This is a genomic window from Longimicrobium sp. (assembly GCF_036387355.1).
GTDB lineage: Bacteria > Gemmatimonadota > Gemmatimonadetes > Longimicrobiales > Longimicrobiaceae > Longimicrobium.
In genome coordinates this window covers 1-14,179 of the sequence record NZ_DASVTX010000552.1, presented here as the reverse complement: position 1 = coordinate 14,179, position 14,179 = coordinate 1, and the positions used below count along the sequence as shown (strand labels likewise).

The following is a 14,179-nucleotide window of genomic DNA, read 5'->3' as shown; positions in this document are numbered from 1 at the left end:
GATCGTTCTGGCCCTGGTGGGCATCTCCGCCATCCTCATTCTCCCCGCTGCGTACGCGCTCTGGGCGCTGCGGCAGGTGCACGACATCGCCCAGACGCTGGACGCGCGCGACGTGGAGGCCACGGACGCGTACGGCGACCTGCGCGACGCGCTGGAATCCGCCGCGGACGGGCAGACGCGCTTTGTGGCCCTGCACCAGCTGGGCGACGTGACGGAAGGGAGCGCGGCCGACACCACCGCGGCCCGCGCGCGGGTGGACAGCGCCTCCGTGCGCATCGGGCAGGCGTTCGGGCGGCTGCAGGCGGCGCACTACGGCGACGCCACGCCCCGGGCCGAGGCGCTGTGGCGGCGGCTTTCCCTGCAGATCGCCCAGGAGCGCGCCATCGTGGCGGCGGGGGGCGACACCCCCGACGCGCTGCGCCGCGACATCGCGGGCGGGTTCGGGCGGATGGAGCAGGAAGTCGTCCCCATCGGCCGCGCCATCCAGGACCGCACGGGGCGGGAGGCGCTGCGGGCGGAGCGGGTGGCCAGCGGCGCCGTCAACACCACCCTCACCTCTCTGGCGGTGGCACTGCTGCTGGCCGTGATCCTGGGCACCTGGCTCACCCGCACCCTGCTGCGCCCCGTGGGCGAGCTGCGGCGGGGGATGGGGACGGTGGCGGAAGGCGACCTGGACCCCCACCTGCGCATTCCCGTGGAGCGCCCGGACGAACTGGGCGACCTGGCCCGCTCGTTCCGGACGATGACGGCGCGGCTGCGGGAGCTGGACCGGCTCAAGGCCGAGTTCGTGTCCGTGGCCTCGCACGAGATCAAGACGCCGCTGAGCGTGATCCGCGGCTACGTGACGCTGCTGGCGGACGGCATCTACGGCCCCGTGAGCGACAAGCAGCGCACTACGCTGGAGGCGGTGAACTCGCAGGCGGACCGGCTTACGCGCCTCGTTCACCGGCTGCTGGACGTGAGCCGCTTCGAGGCCGGCGGGGGACGGCTGGAGCTGCGCGAGATCGACCTGCGCGAGTTCTTTGACGAGCTCACCAGCGGCTTCCAGGTGCTGGCGATGCAGAACGGCATCGAGTTCCCCGTCCGCCTGGCCGGCGACCTCCCCGCCACCCTCACGGGGGACGAGGACCGCTTGAACGAGGTGCTGGGCAACCTGCTCAGCAACAGCTTCAAGTTCACCCCGCGCGGCGGAACCATCCGAGTGGAGGCGGAGCGCTGCCCCGACGGCATCTGCATCGAGGTGGAAGATTCAGGCGTAGGGATCCCGGCGGACAAGCTGCCGCGCATCTTTGAAAAATTCTATCAGGTAGACAACGACGCGCAGCCGCGGTCGGTGGGCTCGGGGCTGGGGCTGGCGATTTCGCGGGAGATCGTGGAGGCCCACGGGGGCACGATCAGTGCGGAAAGCCAGGAGGGCCGGGGGACGCGCTTTCGCGTGGTGCTCCCGCAGCGGCCGCCCGCCTCCAGGGCGGCCTGACGCCACGCCGCCGATCCTGATGAAATTCGCCGTTCTTCTGCTGTGCGCCTGTTTTGCTTCGGGGTGCTCCGTGTTCAACGGGCGCGGGCCCGCCGGCCCGGACGCGCCCCGCTCCGCCGACCAGCTCTGGCGGCAGGCGCACCAGGCGCTGCGGCAGGACTCGGTTCGCGTGGCCATCGCCGCGTTCCAGCGGCTGGCCAACGACCATCCGCGCACCCGGGAGGGGCGCGAGGCGCGCTTCTACCTGGGCTCGCTGTACCTGAACCCGGACGGCTCGACGTTCAACGCCACGCTGGCCGCGCAGAACCTGGACATCTACGTGCGGGCCGACACGGCGGGAGGCGCGGTGGCCCACCGGCCGGAGGCGCCGCTGCTGCTGGACCTGGCGCGGCAGCTGGTTCTGCCCTGCGAGCAGCGGCGCGGCGACCTGCGCTGCGACCCGGACCCCGTGGTCCGCACGCGGGTGGTGGGCACCGACACGGTCCACGTCCGGGCCAGCGCCGAGCAGACCGCCGAGACGGCCCGTCTGCGGCGTGAACTGGCCGAGCGCGACGCCACCATCCGCAGCCTGCGCGAGGAGCTGCAGCGCATCCGCAACACGCTGGCGCCCCGCCCCGAGTAGCGGCGCTCGCAGGCGCGGCGGCATCGCGCGGCGGAATAACCGGGCCCCGGACGAGACGCATCGTCCGGGGCTTTTTCGCGTTCATCCCGGCTGATGCGGAAACTCCGTAGCCATTGCGCGGGGCGGGTCCAATAACCGAACAAAAGGCGAACATCGCACCCTCACGCGGGTATCATCTCCGACGGGAAAGGAACGTTCTTTCGAGCGGAGGAGAGCCATGCAGATGATCGATTTCGAGCGGGCGGGCGGGGTGGAGCCCGGGCGGCTGGAGCGCTGCCTGGGGCTGACGGCGGTGCGCGTGGGCATCGGGCGGTACCGCGTCACCGGCGGAGACGAGCCGCACTGGGTGGACCTGCGCTCGCAGCTGGTGCCCCGCTGCGACTGCGGCGACCACCTGTGGCGCGAACGGGTCTGCAAGCACATCCTGGCCGCCCTGCTGCGCGAAGGCGACCCGCGGGTGATTCGCGAGATCGGCGGGCTGGTGCAGCGGCTGCGGGAGCCGCGCCGGTAGTTCCGCTTATGCATCTTGCATGGCGGCGCGCGTCCGGTGTATGAATAGCGGCAACGCCTCTCACCCGTCGCCGCCATGACACAGCTGAACTACAAGCACCTGCTCTACTTCTGGACCGTGGCGCGCGAGGGCAGCGTCACGCGCGCCTGCGGCCTGCTTCACCTCACGCAGCCGGCCATCAGCGCGCAGATCCACAAGCTGGAACGGCAGCTGGGCGAAAAGCTGTTCCAGAAGAGCGGGCGCAACCTGGTGCTCACCGAGGCCGGGCAGGTGGCCTTTCGCTACGCGGACGACATCTTTCGCACCGGGCACGAGATGGTGGACGTGCTCAAGGGCCGCCCCACCGGCCGGCCGCTGCGCCTGGCGGTGGGCATCGCCGACTCGATCCCCAAGCTGGTCGCCTACCGCCTGCTGGAGCCCGCGCTCGCCCTTCCCGATCCGGTGGAGATGGTGCTGGTAGACGACCGCCCGGACCGGCTGCTCGCGGAACTCAGCATCCACGCGCTGGACCTGGTGCTCACCGACAGCCCCCTTCCCCCCACGTCCAGCGTCAAGGCGTACAACCACCTGCTGGGCGAGTGCGGCGTCACCCTGTTCGCCCGGGCGGAGCAGGCCGCGGAACTGCGCGACGGCTACCCCGCTTCGCTGAACGGCGCCCCCTTTCTGATGCCCACGGAGAACACCACGCTGCGTCGCTCGCTGGAACTCTGGTTTGACCAGGAGGAGATCCGCCCGCGCACCGTGGCGCAGATCGCCGACAGCGCGCTGCTGAAGGCCTTCGGGCAGGCGGGCGCGGGCGTGTTCGCGTCGCCCTCCGTGATCGACGCGGAGGTGCGGCGGCAGTTCCGGGTGGAAGCCGTGGGCACGGTGGAGAGCATCCGCGAACGCTTCTACGCCATCAGCGTGGAGCGCAAGCTCAAGAACCCCGCCGTGGTCGCCATCTGCGAATCCGCCCGCCAGCACCTGTTCGAGGCCGCCCGCCCGCGGCGCACCCGCAAGGCCCGCCCCGGCGCGGGGGCGCCGGCTCAGGAGGCCCCGTCCGCCGCCGAGTAAGGGGCCGCGCGGACGGGGCCGGATGCATTGTTCTGCTAATCCACATATAATTTTCTTATGCTTACCCGGCGCCACCGCTCCATATATCATTGATTTGTTAGAATTTACAGGGCTAGGCCGGTGACCGGCGCGTTCAACGTGATACGCGATCCGGTGCGTAAAATGAATAGGTGGGCTTGAGCGGCGCGGCGTGCGGCGCGATCTTCAATCCATCGCAGAACCACGGTGCACGCGCCGGGCGGACTAGCCGGACGGCTGGCCGCAAGCGGAGTCCCAGAACCGGGATGGAACGGATGATCGCATGGATGCTGTGGGTTGCGGCGGTGGCGCTGGCGGGCGCGGGAACCATCCGGTGCCCGCGGCGCGCGGCGCGGCTGGCGCCCGTTCTGGTTCGGGCCCGGCGCGGCCGCTGACGCGCGACGAGTCACAACGGAGAAGAACGCGATGTACAACGCAAAAGTCTTTCTGCTGATGGCCGGGCTTACCGCCCTGTTCGGCGGCGTGGGTGCGCTGCTGGGCGGCCAGTCCGGAATGCTGATGGCGCTGCTGTTCGCCGCGGTGATGAACGTGGCGATGTACTGGGGATCGTCCGCCATGGTGCTGCGGATGTACGGCGCCCGGGTGGTGACCGCCGCCGACGCGCCGGAACTGTACGAGATGGTGGACCGGCTGCGGCAGCGCGCCGGGCTCCCCATGCCGGTGGTGGCAATCGCGCCGCACGCGCAGCCCAACGCCTTTGCCACGGGGCGCAATCCGGAGCACGCCGTGGTGTGCGTGACGGAGGGGCTGATGGGGCTGGTGTCTCGCGAGGAGCTGGAAGGGGTGGTAGCGCACGAGCTTGCGCATATCAAGAACCGCGACATGCTGCTGCAGACGGTAACGGCCACCATGGCCGGCGCCATCAGCAACCTGGCGCACTTCGGCCTGTTCTTTGGCGCGGGGCGCGACGACGAGGACAGCAATCCCGCGGCGGCGCTGGCCATGGCGATCCTGGCGCCCATGGCGGCGATGCTGATTCAGTTCGCCATCAGCCGCCAGCGCGAGTTCAAGGCCGACCAGGTGGGCGCGCAGATCAGCGGCCGTCCGCTGGCGCTGGCCAGCGCGCTCGCCCGGCTGGAAAGCGGCGCGCGCCACATTCCCATGGACGTCGCGCCCGCGGTGGCGCCGCTGGCCCAGGTGAACCCGCTGGCGGGGATGGGCGGCGTGTCCAAGCTGTTCAGCACGCACCCGCCCACCGAGGAGCGCATCGCGAGGCTGCAGGCGCTGGCCGCCTGACGGTTCGCGTCGCGCTCGCGGCCGACTGACAGGAACCGCCTCCTGCCCTCCCCGAGGGCAGGAGGCGGTTTTCCCTTTACCGTCACCGACGCGCAAAACTGCACACTATTGACAGGCGCTGCTTGATCCGCGATTTTTCGTTTCGTTCGCTGTTTCTGCTATACCCCCCTGTTCGCATCCGCACTCCTCAGAGGTAACGCATCATGGATGAGTTGTGCGTCGATGCAGTCGCGATGGTGCGGCAGATCCGCGACGCCGGCTACGAGCGGCTCAAGGATGCGACGCCCGCTGAGGAGGTCCGCTACTCCCAGGAAGCTGCAGCGAAGTTCAGGGCTCAACGCGAGGCTGCACGGTCGGCCAGGCACCCCGGCAACTCCTGATCGCACAGCCGCCTGACGCGATGCGCGGTCTGCTCAGGTATAAGGGATGGAGTTACTGACACATGACCGAGAAGAACAACGAACTGACGATCGACGCAGTGGCGATGGTGCGCGCGATCCGTGATCGCCACTACGAGATCCTGAAGGACGCAACCACAGAAGAGCGGCTGCGCTTTTCTCAGGAGGAGTCCGCCAAATTCAGGGCAGAACAGGAGGCGAGACGCGCGGCCAAGCACCCCGGCGGCTCCTGCTATTCCGAGGCTCGATCCACGATGCCCCCGCGCCGGAGTTCAGCGCGGGGGCATCGTTTATGGTGGGGCGGCGGCTCCGCTCAGGCTTCGCGGCCGAGGGCGGGGGCGAACTCGCCGCGGCCCAGGTCGCGCGGAACGTCGTGCAAGCCGGTGCGCAGGTGGTCGGTGGCGACGGCGGCGGGCTCGGCCACGTTGTCCACGCGAAGCTCCGGCGCGTCCTCGGTGCGCACACCGCCGGCCGGCTTTACGCCCAGCCCGTGCTCGTACACCATCCGCCCGCCCAGGTACGCCGTGTACCCCGCGATCCCCAGCGCCACGGCGCCCCAGGCCAGGTAGCCCGGCGTGGGGCGGCGCCGGCCGATGCGGTCCGCCGTCATCAGCGCCGTGATGCCGAGCACGGCCAGGTTGCCGTTGCGGTGCGTGGCCAGCAGCGCGTGCGTGTGCTCGTTGGTGTTCGCGGCCTCCTGCGCCACGAACCCAAAGGCGCCCGCCACGGTTCCCGTCACCAGCGTGGCGGCGATGCAGATTTTTCCCATCCCCAGCAGCGTCTCGCTCCCGGTGGCCGCGCCCAGGGCGTCGGCCACCAGCGCCGTGGGGAGCAGCGCGAGCGGATAGTGCACCAGCGCCGGGTGGATCTCCTGAATGCGAAGGGGCATGCGGGCTCTCCTGAAAAGCGGGTTCGGGGCGGGTGGCGAGGCAGAACCCGCGCCATCGCGCCAGGGCCCCGCACGCCGGCATCGCGTCCCGCCTCCACCCTCCGTGCGCGGCGCGGACTTTCTCGCCGGTGCGGCGGGTGATACGTTGTGGGCATGACCAACCCCGCCCACGGCCGTTCATGACGCACGTCATCTCCGTACCGCCCACGCTGGACTCCGACGCCTTCGACGCCATGGTCGAGGAGGCGTCGCGGGCCGGGGACGCGCGCCTGCTCTTTGACGCGCGCCACGTGCGCTTCGCCGATCCGTACGGAATGACGGGGCTCCTGGCGCTCGGCGAGCACTTTACGCGCGACGGCGTGAAGCCGATCCTGCAGTTTCCGCAGGCGGCGGACGTGGGCGGCTACTTTACGCGGATGGGCTTCGTGGGGGCGGCCGGCGCCGCGTTCGAGATGCACGACGCGCCGCGGCCCCGCGTGGGCGAGTCCGGTGTCATGCTCCCCATCACCGTGATCAACTCGCACGAGGACGTGCACGGCGTCATCGAGGAGCTGAACGAGAACCGCATCAGCACGCTGCTGGCGGAGCAGCTCGGCTACTCGCGCGCCGACGCCATCGCCTTCAGCATGCTGCTGAGCGAGGTGTCGCAGAACATCATCGAGCACGCGGACGCGCCGGGGTGGGTGGGCATTCAGACGTACCGGCGGTGGCGGCGCATCGACAAGCGCGTGGTGGTGATCGCGGTGATGGACCTGGGAATCGGATTCCGCGGGTCGCTGGACCGCGAGCACAGCGGCCGCTTTGGCGACCGGTGGGGCGACGCCACGGCGCTGGAGGCGGCGTTCATCCACGGGGTGACGCGCTTTCGCGACCCGGGGCGCGGGCAGGGGCTCAAGCAGATCCGCAAGAAGGTGGGGCGCTGGGGCGGAAAGATCGCCATCCGCAGCGGCACGGCGCGCATTGCCGACGTGCCGGACTGGGACGACGGCGTGCCGATGGTGACGGACCTGGCCAACTTTCCCGGCTCGCAGATCCTCATCATCCTTCCCGCCCGGGGGGAGACCCCTGTGGCGGAACCCGCGCCCCGCGCCGCCCCCGCGCGCCCCGTCCGCCGGTAGGCGCCGCGCCCGCCCGGCGGCCCAATCGACCTTTATCCACGAATCCGCATTCACGCGGCTTCCCTGAACAAGAGAGCATGCTAATGCCGACGGTTACGTTCAACACCAACAAGGGCACGTTCACGGCCGAGCTGTACCCCAACGAGGCGCCCATCACGGTGGACAACTTCACCAAGCTGGTGAAGGACGGCTTTTACGACGGCATCATCTTTCACCGGGTGATTCCGGACTTCGTCGTGCAGGGCGGCGACCCCATCACCAAGGAAGCGGGCGGGCTGAACAACCCGCGCGTGGGCACCGGCGGCCCGGGGTACAAGATCAAGTGCGAAACGGCGGGCAACCCGCACCGCCACGAGGTGGGCGCGCTGTCCATGGCGCACGCCGGCAAGGACACGGGCGGCAGCCAGTTCTTCATCGTGCTGAGCGAGCAGAACACGCGGCACCTGAACGGCGTGCACACCGTATTCGGCAAGGTGACGCAGGGGCTGGAGGTCATCACCCAGATCCGCGCCGGCGACAAGATGGAATCGGTGACGGTCAACGAGGCCGCGGCCTGATCGCATGCTGCAAGGGCGCAGGATCGCTCCGCTTCCCATCGACCTGTCGCACGCCGCCCGCCGTTCCGTGACGTCTCTCTTCAGCAACCTGGTCACGCGCCCCACCGGGCGCGCCATCCGGACCGGCGTGGAGAGCCAGATCGCCGAAATGGAGGACGCCGAGCGGCAGGTGACGATGTCCATCCTGGACTTTTCACAGGTCCGGGTGCTGGACTATTCCTGCGCCGATGAAATCGTCGCCAAGCTGCTGCTGCGCTACCTGGGCGAGGAGCGCCCCGCGGAGGCGTTCTTTGTCGTTCGCAACCTGCAGGAGCACCACGTGGAGGCCATCGAGGCGGTGCTGGAGCGGCACGGGCTGCTGCTGGTGGCCGTGGACGACGAAGGCCCGGTGCTGCTGCTGGGCGAGACGGACGCCGTGCAGCGCACCGTGTGGGACGCGCTGGTGCGCCGCGGGCGTGCGTCCCGCGCGGAACTGGCGGACGAGACTGGGCTGGCGCGCGAGGCCGTGACCGCCACGCTCACGCACTTCTACCTGAAGCGGGTGGCCGCCGTGCACGTGGACGGCACGGTGTCCCCGCTTTCCGCACTTCTTCTGCAGGACGCATGATGCCCAGCCATGGCGGAATGGGAACGGCCGCGATTCACGCCGGCGATCCGGAGCCCCGCACCAACGCGCCGGTCGTAAACCCCATCGTTCCCAGCACCACCTTCTACATGGACCCGGACGGCGGGGGCGACCTGCTGTACTCGCGCTACGGCAACGGGCCCAACCACTCGGTGGTGGAGGCGCGGCTGGCGGCGCTGGACGGGGGCGACGACGCGCTGGTGCTGGGGAGCGGCATGGCGGCCATGTCGTGCGCCATGCTTTCGCTGCTGCAGGCCGGCGACCACGTGGTGGCTACGGACGCCATCTACGGCGGCACCCGCGCCCTGCTCACCGACGAACTGTCGCGGCTGGGGATCGCCACGACCTTTGTCGACTTCTTTTCGTCCGAATGGCAGCGGGCGCTGCGGCCGGAGACGCGCGTGGTGCTGGGCGAGTTTCCGTCCAATCCGCTGCTGCGCGTGGCGGACCTGCGGCCCATCGCCGATGCGGCCCACGCGCACGGGGCGGCGCTGGTGGTGGACGCGACGTTTGCGTCGCCCATCAACTTTCGCCCGCTGGAGCACGGCGCGGACCTGGTGATGCACAGCGCCACCAAGTACCTGGCCGGCCACAGCGACGTAACGGCCGGCGCGCTGGTGGGCAGCCAGGCGCGGGTGGACGAGGCGCGCAAGCGGGCGCGCGTGTGGGGGCCCATGCTGGATCCGCACGCGGCGTGGCTGCTGGAGCGCGGGATCAAGACGCTGTCCGTGCGCATGGAGCGGCACAACCGCAACGGAATGGAGGTCGCGCGCTGGGCCGAGCAGCGGCCGGAGATCACGCGGACGTTCTACCCCGGGCTGGCGTCGCACACGGACCACGAGGTGGCGTCGCGGGTGCTGGACGGCTTTGGCGGGATGATGGGGATCGAGCTTCGCGGCGGAGGGCCGGCGGCGTCGCGGTTCGTGCGGGCGCTGCGGCTGATGAAGGTGGCGCCCAGCCTGGGCGGGGTGGAGTCGCTGGTTTCCGAGCCGCGCCACACCTCGCACGCCGCCATGACGCCCGACGAACGCGCGGCGAACGGCATCCGCGACGGGTTCATCCGCATCTCGCTGGGCATCGAAGACGCGGCGGACCTGATCGCGGACCTGGAGCAGGCCCTGCGCGCGGCGGACGGGGGGTTGCAGGAGCGCGAAGCCGCGGACTGAGGCGGATCACCGGCTGCCGAAACCGCGTCTCTCACGGAGGTCACGGAGGTTGCACGGAGGTCACGGTACAGCACCGAGCAGCCTCACGGGAACGTGTCGACAGAAAACGGACGGGAGCCACGGCGGCTTCCGTCCGTTCCTATTCCCTATTCCCTATTCCCTATTCCCTGCTTTTCACGGTTCCTCCGTCAGAAACCGGCTGCTGATCCAGCCCAGCCGGTCCAGCGGCACGGGAGCGGCGGGATCGTCGTCGCGCATGGCGGCGCGCGGAGGTGTGCGGCCGTCCATGAGCGCGAACCACCAGACGCGTCCCGTGGCGTCGGCCCGCTCGGCGATCGCGATGCCGCGCGCGCCGGCCGCGTACTCGGCCAGCGCGTTCCCGTGTCCCTCCCACCCCGACCACTCCTCCCCCGCCCCGATCTCCGGCCCGGACCGAAGGGTAAGCCCCGCGCTGTTCACGCGAAAGCGCCGAGGCGCGCTCCAGAACCGCGCGGGCCAGACGAGCGCCACGGTGCCGCCAATGCGGGCATGCGGCGAGTAGCGGACCGCCCCGCCACCCTCGTAGGGTGCGTAGTACTCCATCGTCCACGCGGGATCTGCGCAGCAGCCATACTGAATCGCGCGGAACCGGAGCGGCGCTCCCGCCTGCGCACGGTAGATCCGCTGCATGGCCGTGGGGCGGTCCAGAACCTCCACCGCCCGGCCGCCGCGCACCTGCCACATCCTGAGCCGCGTTCCCTCGTACGTCCCCAGTTCGCCGTCGTTCATCGCGTACGGCGGGCCCTGGTAGATGACGTCGGGCGTCCCATCGCCGGAAAAGTCCACCAGGTGGTAGTCGCGCACGCTCTCCCCTGTCCGCTCGCCGCCGACGGTGCCGCGGACCGGAACGATGCCCAGCGCGGCCAGTCGCGCCTGCATGTCGGCGGGGCGCGGCGCCTCCACCCGCGGCCACTGGAGGGAGTCCAGGTCCATGAAGCGCCGCGGGTCCGCGAAGTCGGGCAGGTCGGGCCAGGAGGGCTGCGCCGCGGGCGCCGGCGAAGCGGCGCGGGGCGCAAGGCCGGAGACGGCGGCCCGCGCGGCGGTGGATTCGGATGCATCGGGCGCGCATGCCGCCAGAAGGAGGACGGGCGCGAGCAGAGAAGGGCGCATGGGGACGGGGAGCGTGGGGATTCTGCGGGAGCCGAAGTACTCTGCGCCGCCGCCCCCGTCCGCACAACCCTTCTGTCCGTGTGGCGCCAGCCTGATGCAAACCCCAGATTGGGCCCGGAAGCTCCGGCGCGCGATTCGCGACGGAGACGGCGGAGGGGCCGGGGATGAACACGACTGTGCAGCGAATGAACGAGATCGTGGAGATTGCGGTGGTGGGTGCGGGGCCGTGCGGGCTGGCGGTGGGGATCGCGGCGGAACAGGCCGGGCTGAGCTGCACCCTGTTCGACCGGGGCGCCATCACCCAGGCCATGCTGGACCATCCCACCTACGTCACCTACTTCAGCGGGCCGGAAAAGCTGGAGATCGGCGGCATTCCCTTCACCACCTCCGGCGACAAGCCGTCGCGCCGCGAGGCGCTGCGCTATTACCGCAAAACGGCGGAGTTCTACCGGCTGGACGTGCGGCAGTACGAGGAGGTCACGGAGATCGCGCGCGACGGCGAACTGTTCGTCCTTCGCACGCAGGGGCGCGGGGTGGAGCACGAGCACCGCGCGCGCAACGTCGTCATCGCCACGGGCTACTACGACAATCCGCGCCTGCTGAACGTGCCCGGGGCCGAGCTGCCCAAGGTGCGCTACTACTTCGACGAGCCGTACCCGTACTGGAACCAGGACGTCGTGGTGATCGGCGGTGGCAACTCGTCGTCGGATGCGGCGCTGCTCTGCTGGCGCGAGGGAGCCCGCGTCACGATGGTCCACCTGTTCGACGGCATCGACCGCGGGGTGAAGCCGTGGGTCAAGCCGGACATCGAAAACCGCATCGCCGAGGGCTCCATCCCCGCGCTCTGGCGGCACCGGCTCGTGGAAATCCGCCCGGCGGAGGTCGTTGCGGAGAGCCTGGACACCGGCGAACGCGTGACGCTGCCCAACGACTGGGTCCTGGCGATGACGGGATACGAGCCGGATCCATGGCTCCTGCGCAGCCTGGGCGCTACCATCGACCCGGTGACCGGCATTCCGCTGCACGACCCGGCGACAATGGAGACGGACGTGCCCGGCGTGTTCGTGGCCGGCGTGGTGGTGAGCGGGCACGACGCCAACAAGATCTTCATCGAAAACGGCAAGCTTCACGCCCCCCTGATCGCCGCCCGCGCCGCCGCCCGCCGCGGCTGATCGCTGGATCGCGCCTTCCTGCCCTCCCGCAGCGGACGGCGACCCTCTGCATCGAGCACCGCCGCCGCGCCCTGGACCACCTGGCGCGGGCGGGGGACACGGCCAAGCCACGGTCCGGCTTCGCGCTTGCGTGCGCGGGGCCGGGACCTTCTTCTTTTCACCACCCCTGCACACACCCGCACCCGGAGCCGTCGCGTGAACACCTGCCTTTTCGTGCTCTGCCTGTCGCTGGGCGGTGGGAACCGCGCGCCGGCCCTGCCCGACAGCTGGATTGGGGAGGACAAGCTGAAGCACTTCTTTGTCTCGTTCGCCGTCACCAGCCTGGCGGCGAGCGGGGCGCGGGCCGCGGGCCTCAGCCGCGACGCCAGCACGCTCGTGGGCGTGGGGACGGGGGTGAGCGTGGGCGCGTGGAAGGAGTGGAGCGACCGCAACGCGGGCACCGGCACGCCGTCGTTCCGGGATTTCGCCTGGGACTTGGGCGGCGTGGGCGTGGCTGCGGCCGTCCAGCAGCAGACGAGCCAGTGAGCACGCCCGAGCCCCGGGCGCCCGAGGTTCCGGCGCGCCTGGTGTTCGCGTCGGGGGAGTGGACGGAGGGGCGTGCGCAGATCGTGGAGCGCAGCCCGGCGTGGCGGCGCAGTTCGGCGCTCATGCAGCTTTCGCTCTGGCTCCTCATCCCCATCGTCTTCTTTATCCCGCCGCACATTCCGTGGGTGCTGCTGGTGCTGATGCTGGGCGCCTACCGCGCCTTCAACCGCTTTCGCGAGCACCGCACCCTGCTCGCCCTCCACGGCGTGTGCCCCAAGTGCGGGACGGAGCAAAACTTTCCGGAACTGGGGCGGATGAAGCGGCCCCACGTGGTGCGCTGCCGGAACTGCCAGTGGGATCTGCGGGTGGAGGCGCCCCTGGCGGGCGCTGCCTCCTGAGGCCAGCGCCGCGGGAGCGCTGCTACCCTGGAAGCATGATGCGCATTCCGTCGTTGCTGGCCTTGCCTGCGTCTGGTGCAGCCCGAGTTCTCCAAGCGCACCGGCGCACCGACTCGCGCACCTCTCCGGATCAGCGGTCGACGCGGTGATGGGCCGGGTGCTGGGTGGGTCACGTGCTACTACGTCCTGGCGCCACGTCGGGAGACGCGCCGTGGGTTGAGACCGACCGGCCATCGGCGCTTCCGTACGTGAGTCGGGCGGCCCTGACATCCGGACATGAGAACCGGTTCCGGCGTCCTGAGGCGCTGCACGCGATCCGGAGCCGGGCGGGGAACATGGGTCCGGCAAGCTGGAGCACACCGGCTCCCGGAAGCGGGCGCGTAAGCTCTTGCACAAAAAACGCCTTATGCGCTACCCTCTTTACGTCTCGATCTGCGTGATGCGCAGTGAAGCTCTGTTTCCTCCTCGGCTGTGCGGTACCCCGCTGAGCGCATCTCCTGCGCGGAACCCTTCTTTCCTCCCCTTCCGCCAGCGCTCGGCATCATCCCTTCTGGAGTTTTCCTCGCGATGTTTCACGGTCAACGCCGGCCCGACTGAAACGGATGATGATCATCTCGCCCTTGCTGGCCCTCGCCTGCATCTCGTGCGACCAGAGTCCGTCCGCGTCCACACCGCACGACCGCGAGTACATGTCCTCCCGCTTCGACTGCACTGTCGATGTGCGCGCGGGAAGCCTTGCCTGTACAGAATCAAACCCGGCGAGAGGGGATGTTGGCCCCGCCCTTCTCGGTCAGAATCAAATCAAGATGGCGTCATCCAACCTGGTGGCCGACACGATAACGCAGATCACTTCGTTCGATGCGACTGTCCAGAACCTGCTCACGCATGCCATCGGTACGCCGGACGGCCAGGCCCGAACCGGTCTGAAGGTCTTTTTCGAGAGCGGGCCCACGGCCGCCGCATTCAATGCACCGTATGACACCGGTACTGTCAACGTGCGCAACCCGGATGGGGTGCAGAGCTTCAGCAAAGCACGTCAGCCGTACTTCTTCTACGACACGATCCTCCAGCCGCAGCAGATCACGCGGGCGAAGCGTTGGGAACTTACGGTCCCCCGTTCGGTTGCGCGCTTCAGCTTCAGCGTGCGGGTGTTCTCGTTCACCCCACCGGAAACCAAGGTTCCTGACTCGGCCCCCCAGGGATTTCTGATTCCGGCGGACTCGGTTGCGAAGCTGTATGCGCTG

General features: G+C 69.8%; 16 protein-coding genes. 14 read left to right on the top strand and 2 right to left on the bottom strand.

Annotation, left to right across the window (positions count from 1 at the left end; all coding sequences use genetic code 11):
* The 6 genes from VF665_RS23940 to VF665_RS23915 form a co-directional block, all read left to right on the top strand.
* Positions 1–1,477 (top strand): HAMP domain-containing sensor histidine kinase (locus tag VF665_RS23940; protein ID WP_331056008.1); only part of this gene is annotated, 1,477 nt, incomplete at its 5' end.
* Between the two features lie 19 nt (positions 1,478–1,496).
* Positions 1,497–2,099 carry a hypothetical protein gene (locus VF665_RS23935; RefSeq protein WP_331056007.1) on the top strand — a complete coding sequence of 201 codons (603 nt, stop codon included), beginning with the start codon at positions 1,497–1,499 and terminating at the stop codon, positions 2,097–2,099.
* 217 nt (positions 2,100–2,316) lie between these two features.
* Positions 2,317–2,610, top strand: coding sequence for an SWIM zinc finger family protein (locus tag VF665_RS23930; protein WP_331056006.1), 294 nt, complete (start codon positions 2,317–2,319; stop codon positions 2,608–2,610).
* Positions 2,611–2,685: 75 nt separating this feature from the next.
* Positions 2,686–3,663 carry a transcriptional activator NhaR gene (nhaR, locus tag VF665_RS23925; protein WP_331056005.1) on the top strand — a complete coding sequence of 326 codons (978 nt, stop codon included), beginning with the start codon at positions 2,686–2,688 and terminating at the stop codon, positions 3,661–3,663.
* A gap of 444 nt (positions 3,664–4,107) precedes the next feature.
* Positions 4,108–4,938, top strand: a complete 831-nt coding sequence (locus VF665_RS23920) for a zinc metalloprotease HtpX (protein WP_331056004.1) — start codon at positions 4,108–4,110, stop codon at positions 4,936–4,938.
* Between the two features lie 203 nt (positions 4,939–5,141).
* The gene (locus tag VF665_RS23915; RefSeq protein WP_331056003.1) at positions 5,142–5,318 is read left to right on the top strand and encodes a hypothetical protein; all 177 of its coding nucleotides are present in this window, start codon (positions 5,142–5,144) and stop codon (positions 5,316–5,318) included.
* Between the two features lie 331 nt (positions 5,319–5,649).
* Here VF665_RS23915 and VF665_RS23910 read toward each other — a convergent pair whose 3' ends face one another.
* Complete coding sequence (locus VF665_RS23910; RefSeq protein ID WP_331056002.1) at positions 5,650–6,225, bottom strand: DUF2231 domain-containing protein; 576 nt, start codon at positions 6,223–6,225, stop codon at positions 5,650–5,652.
* Positions 6,226–6,404: 179 nt separating this feature from the next.
* Here VF665_RS23910 and VF665_RS23905 point away from each other — a divergent pair, with 179 nt between their 5' ends.
* The 4 genes from VF665_RS23905 to VF665_RS23890 all read left to right on the top strand — a co-directional run bounded on the left by VF665_RS23905 (position 6,405) and on the right by VF665_RS23890 (position 9,691).
* A complete protein-coding gene (locus VF665_RS23905) occupies positions 6,405–7,343 on the top strand; it encodes an ATP-binding protein (RefSeq protein WP_331056001.1) in 939 nt (312 codons plus the stop codon).
* 83 nt (positions 7,344–7,426) lie between these two features.
* Positions 7,427–7,900, top strand: a complete 474-nt coding sequence (locus tag VF665_RS23900) for a peptidylprolyl isomerase (RefSeq protein WP_331056000.1) — start codon at positions 7,427–7,429, stop codon at positions 7,898–7,900.
* A 67-nt stretch (positions 7,901–7,967) separates the two neighbouring features.
* Positions 7,968–8,507, top strand: coding sequence for a hypothetical protein (locus VF665_RS23895; protein WP_331055999.1), 540 nt, complete (start codon positions 7,968–7,970; stop codon positions 8,505–8,507).
* The gene (locus tag VF665_RS23890) at positions 8,504–9,691 is read left to right on the top strand and encodes a PLP-dependent aspartate aminotransferase family protein (protein WP_331055998.1); all 1,188 of its coding nucleotides are present in this window, start codon (positions 8,504–8,506) and stop codon (positions 9,689–9,691) included. The genes VF665_RS23895 and VF665_RS23890 overlap by 4 nt, the downstream gene beginning before the upstream one ends.
* Positions 9,692–9,865: 174 nt before the next feature.
* On the opposite strand, the gene VF665_RS23885 is transcribed toward VF665_RS23890, so the two are convergent.
* The gene (locus tag VF665_RS23885) at positions 9,866–10,840 is read right to left on the bottom strand and encodes a hypothetical protein (RefSeq protein ID WP_331055997.1); all 975 of its coding nucleotides are present in this window, start codon (positions 10,838–10,840) and stop codon (positions 9,866–9,868) included.
* Between the two features lie 164 nt (positions 10,841–11,004).
* Between VF665_RS23885 and VF665_RS23880 the strand changes: the two genes are divergently transcribed.
* The 4 genes from VF665_RS23880 to VF665_RS23865 form a co-directional block, all read left to right on the top strand.
* A complete protein-coding gene (locus tag VF665_RS23880; RefSeq protein ID WP_331055996.1) occupies positions 11,005–12,012 on the top strand; it encodes a YpdA family putative bacillithiol disulfide reductase in 1,008 nt (335 codons plus the stop codon).
* A 195-nt stretch (positions 12,013–12,207) separates the two neighbouring features.
* A complete protein-coding gene (locus VF665_RS23875; protein WP_331055995.1) occupies positions 12,208–12,537 on the top strand; it encodes a hypothetical protein in 330 nt (109 codons plus the stop codon).
* On the top strand, positions 12,534–12,935 hold the full coding sequence (locus VF665_RS23870) for a hypothetical protein (protein ID WP_331055994.1): 402 nt from the start codon (positions 12,534–12,536) through the stop codon (positions 12,933–12,935). Before VF665_RS23875 ends, VF665_RS23870 begins: the two co-directional genes overlap by 4 nt.
* A 605-nt stretch (positions 12,936–13,540) precedes the next feature.
* Positions 13,541–14,179, top strand: a 639-nt coding sequence (locus tag VF665_RS23865; RefSeq protein ID WP_331055993.1) for a hypothetical protein, incomplete at its 3' end; no start/stop codon positions are given.

Excerpts from the sequence above, each read along its gene's own strand:
- VF665_RS23935 (WP_331056007.1), top strand. The coding sequence starts at position 1,497 with ATGAAATTCGCCGTTCTTCTGCTGTGCGCCTGTTTTGCTTCGGGGTGC.
- VF665_RS23930 (WP_331056006.1), top strand. The coding sequence starts at position 2,317 with ATGCAGATGATCGATTTCGAGCGGGCGGGCGGGGTGGAGCCCGGGCGG.
- nhaR (WP_331056005.1), top strand. The coding sequence starts at position 2,686 with ATGACACAGCTGAACTACAAGCACCTGCTCTACTTCTGGACCGTGGCG.
- VF665_RS23920 (WP_331056004.1), top strand. The coding sequence starts at position 4,108 with ATGTACAACGCAAAAGTCTTTCTGCTGATGGCCGGGCTTACCGCCCTG.
- VF665_RS23915 (WP_331056003.1), top strand. The coding sequence starts at position 5,142 with ATGGATGAGTTGTGCGTCGATGCAGTCGCGATGGTGCGGCAGATCCGC.
- VF665_RS23910 (WP_331056002.1), bottom strand. The coding sequence starts at position 6,225 with ATGCCCCTTCGCATTCAGGAGATCCACCCGGCGCTGGTGCACTATCCG.
- VF665_RS23905 (WP_331056001.1), top strand. The coding sequence starts at position 6,405 with ATGACGCACGTCATCTCCGTACCGCCCACGCTGGACTCCGACGCCTTC.
- VF665_RS23900 (WP_331056000.1), top strand. The coding sequence starts at position 7,427 with ATGCCGACGGTTACGTTCAACACCAACAAGGGCACGTTCACGGCCGAG.
- VF665_RS23890 (WP_331055998.1), top strand. The coding sequence starts at position 8,504 with ATGATGCCCAGCCATGGCGGAATGGGAACGGCCGCGATTCACGCCGGC.
- VF665_RS23885 (WP_331055997.1), bottom strand. The coding sequence starts at position 10,840 with ATGCGCCCTTCTCTGCTCGCGCCCGTCCTCCTTCTGGCGGCATGCGCG.
- VF665_RS23880 (WP_331055996.1), top strand. The coding sequence starts at position 11,005 with ATGAACACGACTGTGCAGCGAATGAACGAGATCGTGGAGATTGCGGTG.